This window comes from Variovorax sp. GW821-FHT10B04, assembly GCF_059415645.1.
Window position 1 is genome coordinate 80,708 of sequence record NZ_JBWKNQ010000012.1, and the last position, 12,973, is coordinate 93,680.

The 12,973-nt window shown below is 66.2% G+C and carries 13 protein-coding genes; 10 read left to right on the plus strand and 3 right to left on the minus strand.

Annotated features, from left to right (window positions below; genetic code table 11):
- Positions 1-167: 167 nt before the first annotated feature.
- From AC07PZ_RS25020 to AC07PZ_RS25035, 4 genes are all read left to right on the plus strand, one after another.
- The gene (locus AC07PZ_RS25020) at positions 168-2,519 is read left to right on the plus strand and encodes a phosphoesterase (RefSeq protein ID WP_495297860.1); all 2,352 of its coding nucleotides are present in this window, start codon (positions 168-170) and stop codon (positions 2,517-2,519) included.
- 70 nt (positions 2,520-2,589) lie between these two features.
- The gene (locus AC07PZ_RS25025; RefSeq protein WP_495297861.1) at positions 2,590-3,951 is read left to right on the plus strand and encodes a cytochrome-c peroxidase; all 1,362 of its coding nucleotides are present in this window, start codon (positions 2,590-2,592) and stop codon (positions 3,949-3,951) included.
- A gap of 5 nt (positions 3,952-3,956) precedes the next feature.
- Positions 3,957-4,607, plus strand: coding sequence for a hypothetical protein (locus AC07PZ_RS25030; RefSeq protein WP_495297862.1), 651 nt, complete (start codon positions 3,957-3,959; stop codon positions 4,605-4,607).
- Positions 4,604-5,566, plus strand: a complete 963-nt coding sequence (locus AC07PZ_RS25035) for a 2OG-Fe(II) oxygenase (protein ID WP_495297863.1) — start codon at positions 4,604-4,606, stop codon at positions 5,564-5,566. Before AC07PZ_RS25030 ends, AC07PZ_RS25035 begins: the two co-directional genes overlap by 4 nt.
- On the opposite strand, the gene AC07PZ_RS25040 is transcribed toward AC07PZ_RS25035, so the two are convergent.
- Complete coding sequence (locus tag AC07PZ_RS25040) at positions 5,551-6,345, minus strand: phosphodiesterase (RefSeq protein WP_495297864.1); 795 nt, start codon at positions 6,343-6,345, stop codon at positions 5,551-5,553. The two genes, AC07PZ_RS25035 and AC07PZ_RS25040, sit on opposite strands and share 16 nt — an antisense overlap.
- A gap of 251 nt (positions 6,346-6,596) precedes the next feature.
- Here AC07PZ_RS25040 and AC07PZ_RS25045 point away from each other — a divergent pair, with 251 nt between their 5' ends.
- From AC07PZ_RS25045 to AC07PZ_RS25060, 4 genes are all read left to right on the plus strand, one after another.
- Positions 6,597-7,817, plus strand: a complete 1,221-nt coding sequence (locus AC07PZ_RS25045) for a DUF6402 family protein (protein WP_495297865.1) — start codon at positions 6,597-6,599, stop codon at positions 7,815-7,817.
- Positions 7,817-8,206, plus strand: a complete 390-nt coding sequence (locus AC07PZ_RS25050) for a hypothetical protein (RefSeq protein ID WP_495297866.1) — start codon at positions 7,817-7,819, stop codon at positions 8,204-8,206. Before AC07PZ_RS25045 ends, AC07PZ_RS25050 begins: the two co-directional genes overlap by 1 nt.
- A 220-nt stretch (positions 8,207-8,426) precedes the next feature.
- Entirely contained in the window at positions 8,427-8,735 is a 309-nt protein-coding gene (locus tag AC07PZ_RS25055) for a hypothetical protein (protein WP_495297867.1), read from the plus strand.
- A gap of 106 nt (positions 8,736-8,841) precedes the next feature.
- Positions 8,842-9,165, plus strand: a complete 324-nt coding sequence (locus AC07PZ_RS25060; RefSeq protein ID WP_495297868.1) for a hypothetical protein — start codon at positions 8,842-8,844, stop codon at positions 9,163-9,165.
- A gap of 82 nt (positions 9,166-9,247) precedes the next feature.
- Here AC07PZ_RS25060 and AC07PZ_RS25065 read toward each other — a convergent pair whose 3' ends face one another.
- Positions 9,248-10,072, minus strand: coding sequence for a universal stress protein (locus tag AC07PZ_RS25065; RefSeq protein WP_495297869.1), 825 nt, complete (start codon positions 10,070-10,072; stop codon positions 9,248-9,250).
- A gap of 108 nt (positions 10,073-10,180) precedes the next feature.
- Here AC07PZ_RS25065 and AC07PZ_RS25070 point away from each other — a divergent pair, with 108 nt between their 5' ends.
- Positions 10,181-11,215, plus strand: a complete 1,035-nt coding sequence (locus tag AC07PZ_RS25070) for a CHAD domain-containing protein (RefSeq protein ID WP_495297870.1) — start codon at positions 10,181-10,183, stop codon at positions 11,213-11,215.
- A 28-nt stretch (positions 11,216-11,243) separates the two neighbouring features.
- Here the strand turns inward: AC07PZ_RS25070 and AC07PZ_RS25075 are convergent, their stop codons facing one another.
- A complete protein-coding gene (locus tag AC07PZ_RS25075) occupies positions 11,244-12,323 on the minus strand; it encodes a hypothetical protein (RefSeq protein WP_495297871.1) in 1,080 nt (359 codons plus the stop codon).
- A 271-nt stretch (positions 12,324-12,594) separates the two neighbouring features.
- Between AC07PZ_RS25075 and AC07PZ_RS25080 the strand changes: the two genes are divergently transcribed.
- Positions 12,595-12,954, plus strand: coding sequence for a phage protein NinX family protein (locus tag AC07PZ_RS25080; RefSeq protein WP_495297872.1), 360 nt, complete (start codon positions 12,595-12,597; stop codon positions 12,952-12,954).
- The last annotated feature ends 19 nt before the right edge of the window (positions 12,955-12,973 follow it).

Consider the following 12,973-nt stretch of genomic DNA (forward strand, 5'->3'; position numbering starts at 1 on the left):
TGCGGCCAGACGTGCAGCGGCGCCACAGGGGCTGTCGACGACACGGATCTGTCACGCGGGATTTCTACCGTTGACCTGCCGCAATCTGACTGCGACGCCCCGGCAGAAGGGGCGCCCGCAGACGTGTTGCGACATCACCCCTCAGGTCCAACAACACACCACATCCCATGAGAACATCGACTCACAGCAAGGTGCTGAACACCACGCTGACGTTGCTTGCCGCGTCCATCCTCGCCGCATGCGGCGGCGGCAACGACTCGGTATCGACAGCGTCGACCACGCCGCCCACCAACAGCTCGCCGACGCAGGACAACCCCGGAACCACCACCGTCACCATCAAGGGCGTGGTGACCGGCACCAACCTGGTCGCCGGCAGCACGACCGACCCGACCATCCAGGCCGCCTACTACAAGGGCGCCAAGGTCTGCGTCGATGCGAACGGCAACGGCGTTTGCGACACCGGCGAGAGCGCCGTGACCACCGACGCCAACGGCAAGTTCTCCATCACGCTGCCGGCCAACGCGGCACTGATCGCCGACATCGGCACGGACGCCGTCAACACCGCGAGCGGTACCAAGGTCGCGAGCCGCGACGTGCTGCGCGCATCGCTCGAGCAGGTGGTGGCGCAATCCGGCGCCGTGGTCATCAGCCCGCTGTCGTCCGAAGTGCTGCGCCTGCGCGAAGCCAACGGCACGACGCAGGACGTCGAGGCACAGAATCTGGCCAAGCGCATCGGCGTGCCGGCAGCCACGCTGCTGACCGACGTCAATGGCGTGACCGGCGCCAATCAGCGGGCGATGCTCGCGGAGTCGCGTGCGCTCGACAACCGCTTCACCTATGCCGTCACCAAGCTCGATCGCGGTGACCTCTATCCCGACGCGCTGGCCGTTGCCGGCGGCGACCCGCGGCTCGTCAGCCAGCCCAACGTGACGCAGGCCACGGTGCCCGCCAAGGCGGACACCCGCGCCCGCATCACCTTCGCGCAATCGCAACAAGCCGCCTTCGAGATCGAAGGCGTTCCGCGCTACGACAACATCTTCGTCGTGATGCTGGAGAACAAGGCGACCTCGTCGATCCTGAACTCGGCCTTCGCGCCCAAGATCAACGCGCTGCTCAAGGCCGGCAACCAGCTCACCAGCTACTACGCCACCGGCAACCCCAGCGAGCCGAACTACACCGCCCTGGGCGGCGCAGACGACTTCGGCATCACCGACGACAGCCAGTGGAACTGCGACGCCACCGGCGCCAACGCCGTGCAGGACTTGCCGGTGCCCGACAACACGCAGCCCGGCCTCGCCAAGTCGCCGTTCGCCGCCACCTGCACGCAGGCCGCCGCCGTCAACCACAACATCACCGGCAAGCCGAACCTGTTCAACGCGCTCACCTCGGTCGGCCTGAACTGGCGCACCTACAACGAGTCGCTGAACCCCGGCCAGGACTTCCGCACCGACAGCGTGGCCGATGCCGCAGTGATCGCGCAGGACCACGTCTACGCGCCCGGCACGCTGGCCGGCAACTCCGTCGCCATCGGCACCGCCGGCCTGAACCTGCCGATGCCAGCCGGCCTCTACAAGACCAAGCACCATCCGGGCATGGCCTACCAGAACGTGCGCAGCGCGCCGGAATGGAAGTACAGCAACCGCACGATGGGCGGCGGCCAGTGGGATGCCGTGTTGAACAACAGCACGGCCTATGCGATCCCGACGGGCTATGACGCGGACCAGCTCGGCACCGACCTGGCCAGCGGCAACGTGGGCACGATCAACTTCGTGGTGCCCGACCAGTGCGACGACATGCACGGCATCTCGGTGACCGGCACCATCGCCGGCGGCGGCGCATCGATCACCGCCAGCGACTGCGGCAGCGTTGCCAACAACGTGGCCGTCACGACCGGTGGCGCCATCATCACGCGCGGCGACAACTACGTCGATGCGCTGGTGAAGAAGATCCAGGCGTCGCCGATCTGGCAGAACCCGCAGAAGCGCGTGGCCATCGTGCTGATGTTCGACGAGGGCAATGCGACGGCCGGCTTCAATTCCTGCTGCGGCTGGAACGTGTCGAACAGCACGAAGGCGAACCCGCTGAAGGACAACGGCGACGGCACCTTCTCGCCCGACACGTCGGTGGTCAACTACACCAAGGGCAACCGCGGACACGGCCAGAGCGTGTTCGGCATCCTGACCAACCAGGCTGCGGCGCCCAAGGGCATTTCGGACGGCGACGCATACAGCCACTTCTCGCTGGTGCGGACCTTCCAGGACATGTTCCAGCTGGCCGACCCGGCGGTGGAAGGCTCGTACATGAACCGCTCGAAGTACACCGAGCATTTCGTGGCGGCCAACATCATCAACCTGCCTGAATACGCAGGCAGCGCGGACACCCACTTCGACTCGGTGCGCCCGATCAACCACGCATGGGTGGCGCCTTACAACTATGCGCAGAAGCAGTCGGCCGACGTGTCGACGCCGGCGCAGGTCGGCGCGGATGAGATCCAGACCAGCGTCTGGGCACTGAAGTAAGGAAGCGGTGCCGCCCGGCCCCCCGCAAGGCAGCGCTGCTGCGCCGCGCGGGGCCGGGCGGCCTTTGATCATGGACAAGTTCGTCATCACCCTGGCGCTGGCCGCATCGGCGGCATTGAGCGGATGCGGCAAGAGCGCCGACACCGCCGCCGCGCCCGGTGCCACGCCCAGAACTGCCGCGGTTGCGGCAGCCCCCACATCCCGGACATCCCGGCTCAGTCCCGCCGCCCAGGTCGGCGAGAAGATGTTCGTCGACGCCACGCTGTCGGGCTCCGGAAAGATGTCGTGTGCGAGCTGCCACGACCCGAAGTCGGCCTATGGCCCGTCGAACGATCTCTCGGTCCAGCTCGGCGGCACCGACCTCCAGACACAAGGCACCCGCGCCGCGCCCTCGCTGCGCTACAAGGACGCCACGCCGGCCTATGCCGACCTGCTCGACAACCCCGACGGCATCAGCGTGCCCGGCCCCGGCGGTGGGCTGGCATGGGATGGCCGCGCACCCACGCTGGCCGAGCAGGCCCGCATCCCGCTGCTGGCCGCCAACGAAATGGCCAACGCCAGCATCTCCAATGTCGTGGCCAGGCTGCGCGACGGCAGCTACGCCGACCTGTTCCGGCAAGCCTTCGGCAAGGATGCCTTCGCCACCGACGACGCGGCCTTCGCCGATGCGCTGAAGGCGCTGCAGGCCTACCAGCTCGAGGAGCCCGACTTCCATCCGTACAGCAGCAAGTTCGACCTGTATGCCGGCAACAAGATCGGCGGCACGTTGACGCCGGCCGAGGCACGCGGCCTCAGGGTGTTCTCGAATCCGGCGGTCGGCAATTGCGCGTCCTGCCATTACCAGGGCGCAGGCTTGAACGGCACTTCGGCGCTGTTCACCGACTTCTCCTACGAGGCGATCGGCGTGCCGCGCAACCGCAAGATCGCGGCCAACGACGACGCCGCGTACTTCGACCTCGGCCTGTGCGGACCGGCGCGCGACGACCATCCGCCCGCCGCCGGCAACACCTTCTGCGGCATGTTCAAGGCGCCGACGCTGCGCAACGTGGCCACGCGCAAGAGCTTCTTCCACAACGGCGCGATGCATTCGCTGGAGCAGGTCATCCGCTTCTACAACACGCGCGACACCATGCCCGAGATCTGGTATCCGACCGTCGGCGGCAAGCCGAAGGCGAAGCCCGATGCGGGCTTCCCGTCCTACGGTCTCATCACCACCCAGTACGTGGGCGGCAAGGTGCAGAAGTTCGACGACCTGCCGCCCGGCTTCGTCGGCAACATCGACACGCAGATGCCGCAGGACGGCCGACCCGCGCACAGCAAGCCGCCGATGTCCGAGCAGGACATCGCCGACCTGGCCTGCTTCCTCAACACACTGACGGACGGCTATCACCCGCCCGCCGAAGCGCCGACTTCCGGCCCCTGCATCCAATGACCTTCATGCGATCACTTCCTTCCATCGCGCTCTGCGCACTCGCCGCGGGCCTCGGCGCCTGCAGCGGCACCGGTGCCGATGCGCCGAGCGATGCCGTCTTCACCACCGCGATGCAGAACTACCTCGCGCGGCACGGCGACCTGTGCCTTGCCAAGAACCACTGGCCGATCGACGTCACGCAGCACGAGATCGATGTCGGCGGGCGCAATGCGCGCCAGATGCCGGTGCTCGAACGGCTCGGCCTCGTGGACTCGACGGTCGCCGAAGTCGATGTCGACGACGAAGGCACGCTGCACCACATGAAGGTGCGCCGCTTCGCGTTGACCGATGCCGGCCGCAAGTACTACGTGATGCGCGATGTCAGCGGTGCCGGCAGCGGCGGCGCGGCAGTGCAGGGCGACTTCTGCGCGGCGCACCTGAGCCTGGACCGCGTCGTCGGCTGGAAGCTCAACCCCTCGGCCGAAGGCCGCCCGCAGCGTGCGGTCGTCAGCTACACCTACAAGATCGATCCGGCGCCCTGGACGTCCGACGCCGAAGCGCAACGCGTCTTCCCGGTGGTGGCCGGCGTCGTGCGCGGGGCGGGCACGGCACAGTTGCAGGAGAGCTTCAGGCAGACGAAGGACGGTTGGGTTCCCGCCGAACTCGAAGGCTCATGAACGGCGGCATGCACGATGCGGTGCCGCAGGTCGTGCGCTTCGCACCGGCGCTGGGCGCCTGGGTGCGCGGACACCTGGATGGCGGCCATGCGCCCGACGCGCTGGTCGACGCGATGCGGGCGCAGGGCATGGCCGTCGACGCTGCGCAGGCCATCGTCGCTGCGTTCGTGCGGGCACTGCGCGACGGCACGGCGCCGCCGGTCGATGTGGTCGACCTGCCGATGCCTTCGGTGGCCGGGCACGCCGGGCGGGGCGGTCCGGGTGACGTGCCGGCCTACCGCTACGGGCCGCAGCGCCTGAAGCCGGCCCGCGTGCTGGCGGCGGCCGATCGCAGCGTGCGCGTCGTCGCGCGTGTCGACCAGCCGGTGCTGGCCGTGCTCGACGGTGTGATCGATGCGGGCGAGTGCGAGGAACTGATCGCACTGGCCCGTGACCGCCTGCGGCCATCGACTGTGGTCGACCCGGCCACCGGACGCGACACCGTGAGCGGCCTGCGCGCGAGCTTCGGCATGTTCTTCCGGCCGCTGGAGAACCCGCTGGTGGCGCGGTTGGACCGGCGCATGGCCGAGCTCATGAACCTGCCGGTCGAGCACGGCGAAGGGCTGCAGGTGCTGCACTACCCCGAGGGCGCGGGCAGTGCGCCGCACTTCGACTTCCTGGTGCCGTCGAATGCGGCCAACCGCGAGTCCGTGGCGCGCAGCGGTCAGCGCGTCAGCACGCTGGTCACCTACCTCAACGATGTGCCCGAAGGCGGCGAGACCGCGTTTCCGGCGGTCGGCTGGACCGTTTCGCCGCAGCGCGGCCATGCGGTGTACTTCGAGTACTGCAACGACGAGAACGAGGTCGACCACGCATCGCTGCATGCGAGCCGGGCCGTGCTGCGCGGCGAGAAGTGGGTCGCGACCAAATGGATGCGCGCCCGGCGCTTCGTCAGCGCGGACGCTCAGGCAAAGCCGTAGGGCCCCGGGAACCGGCCGATGGTGCTCAGGTGGCTCAGCATGCCCTGCGCCGGGTCCCACCGGTGCAGCATGCAGGCCGCCGGTGCCAGCCAGGACTGCGGCTGGGCATCCGGCGCGAACTGCAGCGCGATCTCCGTCGTGGTGCTGGGACATGACGCCACCACCGTGCCGGCCCAGCGCCGCAGCATCGTGCGGTGCACGTGGCCGCACAGCACCAGCTCGACGCAGCCGAAGTCCCGCAGCACGGCGGCCAGCGGCGCCGGTTCCATGTAGCGGTAGGTGTCCATGTAGGGAATGCCGCTCGCGAAGGGCGGGTGGTGCAGCAGGACGACCGTCGGCCGGGCCGGATCGGCCGCCAGCGTCGTCCGCAGCCATCGCAGCCCTGCGGCATCGATGTCGCCGTGATGCTTGCCCGGCACGCAGGAGTCGAGCCCGATGATCCGCACCGGATGGGTGTCGACGCACCAGTGCAACGGGCCTTCGCGCGGCAGATAGGCGTGGTCGGCAAAGGCCGCGCGGAAGTTCTCGCGGTGGTCGTGGTTGCCAGGGATCACCAGGAAGGGCATGGCCAGCTGCGCAAGGCGGGCGCGCGCGGCCTGGTACTCATCGGCTTGCCCGTGGTCGACGATGTCGCCACCGACCAGCACCAGGTCGGGCCGCGGGTCGAGCGCGTTCAGGTGGCGCACCGCGTCTTCGAGCATCGCATTGGAATCGACCACGCCCTGGTAGAGCTGGCCCTCGGGTCGGACGTGGAGATCGGAGATATGGCCGATGAGCATGGCGTGTCATGAAGTGCGCGGGACGCCAAGCATGCGGCATGCCGGGCCCGCGGTGGGTGGCCGCATCTCGAGCGTTGTCTGCCTGCGACAGCCCAGTCCACATTCGGTTGACAGTGTTCGGAGCGCTCATCGTCGATGGGCTCGGCCATGTGCAAAAAGCTGCTCCCGCCGGGGCGATTCGGATGCGTCGCCGTGCTTGTCATGCCTGCACCTCGAAGCCAGACTGGCCTCCTTCAAAAGGGAGTCCAAGCATGGCCAAAGCCATCGAACCATCGTTTCTGTATCTCAAGTCCAGCGACTTCCTCCGCACCTGGAAGGCGCGGGAGTGCACGCCCTGCAGCGTGACGGGCGCGCAGTTGACCTTCGCGCGCAAAGCGCCGCGCACGGCCCATCAGCGGCCGAAAGTGGAGGTGCCCGAACGGGCGCAGAAGGAGGTGGCTCCACGGCCTCGCCACGCGCCGGCCGAGCCGCCGCAAAGGATGTCGAAGCGCTTCATGGACACCTGGGATGCCGTGGAAGGCTGGATGAACCAGCCGTCGCCGATCCCGTGGCGGCCGTTTGCGGTGCCATCGCTACCGGTGCCACCCAAGGCACCAGCGCCGCCACCTCCATCGGTGCCGCTGTTCGACCTGCAGGAGATACCCGGCGCGATGCGGAAGGTCGGGATGCCGGTGGCGGCGAAGCTGCAGGAGCGGTGGTTTGCGGGGGAGGAGAATTATTCGAGGTCGGCGCAGGATATTCTGGATGAAATCGATCAGAACGGAGCACGCTATGCGCCGGCTTTCGTCGACTCGACGACAGTGACGATGGAATGGGTGCTGTCGTTTCGGCGAGCGAAGCGGGCATTGGATGAGCTCGTGCAGAAGCAACTTAGCGCTCCGGATGCGCTCGGCAACTTGAAATCTATCTTGACGCCGTATCGGGATGCCAAAGATGTTGTCGGCTGGCATGCTGCCGGAGCGGATTTCTTCCGATTCCACAAGAAATTTCAATTCCAGCGCAAGACGGTTAACTCGACGCTCGGACAAAAATTGGCTGAGTTCCTGAGGCGCGAGGCTGTTGCAGAGGGCGTTCCCGATGACCTGACGGGCGCACTCGGCGCATTCAACTTCTACGCCGCAGTTCAGTACGCGAGATTCGACCATTCGATGAGGGGAAAGATCACGGCGGAAGTGACTCATATCTCGGTCTATGTGCGCGATGCTTACGAGTTTTCCGACGATCAATATTTGGGGCACTGGAACGCAAAGCATGTCGCGGTGGTTCCGGCGCATCAGGCAGTTAACGGGAGCGGCACTGGCGAATGGCTTCGGCAGCCGATCAAGGATGCCAGGGAAGACGACTTCTTCTATCCCGTCACGAACGAGGACTATCGGAACTGGCGTGAGGTCCACAGGCAAGGCGGCGACTTCATGATCTACACGGACCGCCTTCAGATGCGGCTTGATTGTCCAATTCGAGTGGTGCTGTGATGAACTTCGATCGTTATAGAAAACTCTCGATTCGACTGGTTCGATTCATCACATGGATCGTTGCGTTGAGCATCATCGTTCTCTTGCTCGACTACAGCCTTGATGTCAGCAAGCGCTTGTCCAGGGAGCCTGCTTGCAAATGGAATATCGTCCCGAACCCCGAAAATCTTCCCTATGTTGCTCGCTGGTGCAAGCTGACCAAGGACACCGCATTGCTGCAACTTTATGCACCTGGAGAGAAGACACTTCTTGCCGAGAGGATGTTTATTGAGTTGGATGCTCCCCTTTTGTGGTGGACTCCGGATAAGTTGGGCTATGACGTTCAAATGGGGCACTCGATCAAGCTTCCTCCCACCCTGATCGATCGCGTGCGAGCGAGACTGCCTTAGCGATGAGGGCGAATTTCTCACTTGTCGCGAACGAGCGCCGTCGAAAGTGGTCCCAAGTCCGCAGCCAAGGCGATGACTTCAGGACCTGCCTGGATCGATTGCAAATTCGGATCGATTCAACGATTCGGGTTGCACTGCCATGAGAACCGGTCGATCCGTAAAATTCTTCATGGCGCCGAGTCGATCCCTTTCTTTGATCGTTGCGTTGAGTAGCATCGTCTTGTTGCTCGACTACAGCCTCGATGTCAGCAAGCGCCTGTCCCTGGAGTCTGTGTGTCAATGGGACGTCGTTCCGAACCCCGAAAATTACCCCTACGTGGCGCGCTATTGCTATCTGAACAAAGAAACCACTTTGTTGAGACTCTATGACGCCAAAGGGGAAGCGCTGTTGGCGGAGCGAATGTATTCCGAACAGAACGTGGCGTTGGCGGTCTGGACTCCTGCCGAGTTGCTCTATCGAAATTCGACGGGCGACGCGATCTCATTGCCTCCCACCATCCTCGACCGCCTGCGGGCCAAACTGCCGTAATGAAGTCCCGCAATCGACGAAGCGTCGTCGCCTCAATATGAGGCACATCGGTCGCCACAGAAACTCCACGATCTCGCTGCCTCGATTCATCGCCTGGATCGTTGCGTTGAGTAGCATCGTCTTCCTGCTCGACTACAGCCTCGATGTCAGCAAGCGCCGGTCCCTGGGGTCTGTGTGCCAATGGGATGTTGTTCCGAATCCCGAAAATTACCCCTACGTGGCGCGCTATTGCCATCTGAACAAAGAAACCACTTTGTTGAGACTCTATGACGCCAAAGGGGAAGAGCTGCTTGCGGAGAGAACGTATTTTGAGCTGGATATGGCCAGAATATTTTGGACTCCAAGAAGGCTGCTTTACGACACTTCGACGGGAGGTGCGATCTCATTGCCCCCCAGCGTTCTCGACCGCCTGCGCGCCAAGCTACCCTAACGAAGCCCCCCGCAATCGACGAAGCGCCATCGCCCCAACGGCCGCGCGATCGGCGACGGCGCATCACCCCGCGTCCATCCGCTCAGTGAGACATCAGAACCGGCACCGTCATCGACTGCAGCATCGACATCGTGGCACCGCCGAGCACCCATTCGCGGGCGCGGCTGTGGCCGTAGCATCCCATGACGAGCAGGTCGGACCCCAGGTCCGCGGCCAGGGACAGGAGCTTGCCGCCGACATCGCCTTCCTCGGTGCCGCCGGCATGCAGCGTGACCTGCGACACCGCGTGGGTAGAGAGGTAGCCTTGCAGGCTCGCCAATGTCGGCGCCGCGTCCTCTCCATACGCCACGGCATGGACCTGGGACGCTCTTCGCAGCCACGGCAGTGCCGCGGTCACCGCGCGTGCGGCTTCGCGCGTCTCTTTCCACGCGATCAGAACGTTGTTCCCCACGGGGCCGACAGGCCCGGCATAAGGCAGCACGAGCGCCGGCCGGCCGCTTTCGACGAGCAGGGTCGCAACGAAGTCTGCGGGCAGCTCTCCGTCCATCGGATCGACGGGGTCGCGCTGGCCCAGGACGAGCAGGTCCGTGTAGAGCGCTTGCCGTGCAAACCCCCATAGCCCGTCGGGCGCAGCCTCGGTCCAGCGCAGCCGTTGCGAGCCCGCGCTGTTCGCCATGAAGACGGCATGCATCCTGTCGCGGGCGGCCGCATCCATCTCCTGCATGATGGGCATGGCCTCGGCCGCCGCTTCGATGGCGAACGGGTAGCGCAGCAGCGATGACAGCGTGCAGGGCTGCGCCGACACTTGCGCATCGAAAGTCTCGGCAAGCTGCGCGGCGAGCCTGACGCGCTCTGCCGCGCGAGCCGAGCCGTCGATGTGAAGAAGGATGGATCCGGGTGTCTGCATGATGGTGTCTCGGGTTCTGCTGGGATGGATCCACGTTAGCGATGCGTCCGGGGCAACGGTTTGCGCCCGGTCAAACCGAGAGGCGAACACCTGGCCAAGATGGCATCCATGAATCCGAAGAGCGAATCGACAACGGCAGCGCGGGATGCCGGCCGGCGCAAGCAGACGGACGCTTCGCCGCAGGTGAAGCCGACCGGGGTGCCTGCGCATTCCGGCGCGTGCGCGAGTGTGCCGGGCCGCATCGAGCTGCCGCGCCATGTCGACCTCGAAAGCGGCTTTCAGCACATCGCGCGGCATTGCCTTCGGCAGGTCCAGTGCCACGGCGACGGCGTGGTCCGGAGCACCGATCCGGAGTGCGTGCATCTCATGCGGGTCGGCCTGCGGCGCCTGCGTTCGGCACTGCGGCTGTTCTCTCCCTGGATCGCATTGCCCCGCGATCTGCGCGACGGACTCGACTGGCTCGGCGACGCCCTGGGTGCGGCGCGCGACGCGGAGGTGCTGGCGCATGGCACGCTGCCCGCCCTGGCGGCAACGGCACGGGCGGACCGATCGTGGGATCTGCTGCAGCAGGCTGCCGCAGACAACGCCCGCGAGCGCCGCTGCATCGCCGCCACTACCGTGGCATCGGCGGGCTACGCCGGGTTGATCGATGGCCTGGCGGCATGGGTGCAGACAGCCCCTTGGCGGGCGTCGCTCGACAAGGCTGCGTTGCGGGCGCTGCAAGAGCCCCTGGACCAGCATGCCGGCAGGATGCTCGTTCGCCTGCACAGGAAGCTTCTCGCGGCCGGCCGGCACCTGCCCAAGGCCAGTCCGGAGAAGCGCCACCGGGCGCGGCTCGCGGCCAAGCGCCTGCGCTATGCGGCGGAATTCTTCGAGACGCTCTATCCGCCCACGGCCATGCAACGCTACATCCGGCGGCTGACTTCGCTGCAGGATGCGCTGGGCCTGCTCAACGATGCGGCCGTTGCTGAAGCATTGCTGCGCCGGACGGCCAAGGCCCACCATGCCGATGCGTCGCTGGCCGGCACCGCGCGCCTTGCCAGGGCCGCGCTGCGCAGCGGCGCCCGCCAGAACAAGCGTGCCCTGCGCAGACATTGGACGCGGTTTCGGCGCACCGAACTGCCCTCGGTGCGCTCCGAATAGTGCGCGTCGCGCGGTCCGTGCTGCCGTCCTATTTCGGCCGGTTCGCCATTTCCCGTGCGATCAGATTGGCCCTCATCTCCATCCACCAGGCCGGCGTGTCTCCCGGCATGGTCTCGGTGACGGAGGCGAGCGGATGAAAGGCACCGGAGAAGGTGCACACGACGGCGCCGTCCTTCAGTTCGACCTCCGCCGACGCGCCAAGCCATCCGCGCGGCAGTGGATGGCGGGCGAAGGGGTTGTGGATCAGCATGGTCCCTTCGTTCCAGCTCTCGTGCGCGTCTTCGCGCTGGCCGACCTCGTAGAGAAAGGGCGACGCGGTCGACGTCGCGTCCGCGGCAGGTTCGCAATGTCCGTGCCGCAGCATCTTGACGGTCTTCGCGTGGTGCGAGCCCTCCTGCCCGATGCGATTGAATTTGGCGAGGGTGCCATGGTCGTGGCACAGCAGCACGGCCGAGATGTTCTCCGATTCGACCTGGCTGAAGAAGCCGTTCGGAAACATCCGAGCCATCTCGTGGGACGCCGCGGCATGGCTTTCGGGCTTCAGGCCCCGGACGTTCCCGAACAGGAAGTGCAGCATCGCCGCCGAGCCGGCTACGCCTGCCTCCTCGCCGCCACGGGAGTCTTCCACGGCGAGGATGAGCGGCTTGCCCGAGGCGTCGTCCGCCTGCCAGGGATGTTCCTGCAGCTTGAGGAACAGCGCGCCGCCCAGGCCTGCGCCCGCGGGATGTTCCGGGTCCGGCGGCGCCGACACGGTGTCGACCGCGGCCGTGGCGCCATCCTTGCCGATCAGGAAGCGCGGGTGCCGCTGCCGCACAGAGACGCAGTGCCCGGCGGCGCTGAAGATCGCGAACAGCGAGACATCGAACAGCGCCGAATCGAAGGTCGGCGTTCGCAGCGCCTCGACGAGGCGGCGGCAGTGCGCCGATCCGGCACACATGTCCCGCAGGACGTCCCGCGCCGGTGCGAACAGCGGCGAGTCCCGCAGCAGCCTGAAGTGCGGATGCAGGGTGTCGTCGGGCGGCGCCGAAGGTGCGAAGACATCCTCCGGCGGCGCGGCCGAGCTGGCGGGGCTGGCAGGCGATTCAGGCGTTTCTGGTTCCGGGCGCATGGGTGTCGTCCTCGAAGTGAAGTCTCGACGCTGCGCTTGAAATCGATGCCAGCGTCTTCGGCTGGGAGTCACTGTAGGCAGCGTCTCGGCCGCGCCCTTGATCCAGCGCAACTCCGGCGCGGTCGATCGTCTCCCCTCGCGAGCAGGCCTGTCCGGCAGGCGGCAGAATCCTGCCCATGCAGCTCGCCGTTTGTAGCCAGCCCGTTCGTCTCCACGACATACTTTCTCCGGGACGCAGTCCCGAAACCTCACGAATGTCCTGGACGGTGGCATGAAGATCACAAGATTGAAGGGGGCCTTGCTGGACTACATGGTCCTGAAGGCGGAAGGCTATGCGCCTCACAACGGCGGCCCGTACTGGGTGAAGGACGGCATGCCGGTCGTCAAGCTGTCCGAGTGGCAGCCATCGGTCAACTGGGCCCAGGGCGGACCGATCATCGAGCGCGAGAACATCGAACTCCTGCGGTTCCAGGGAACGCGCAGCGACGGGAGCTTCGGTTCGGTCTGGTACGGCGGCAGGGACCTGCGGCGGCAAGGCGCGGACACGCCGCTGGTCGCCGCGATGCGCGCCTACGTGGCGGCGAAGTTCGGGGAAGAATTCCCCAGCGAAGAACTCGGCGTTCAAGCGTAGCCGCCGGGCTCGCGGGTGC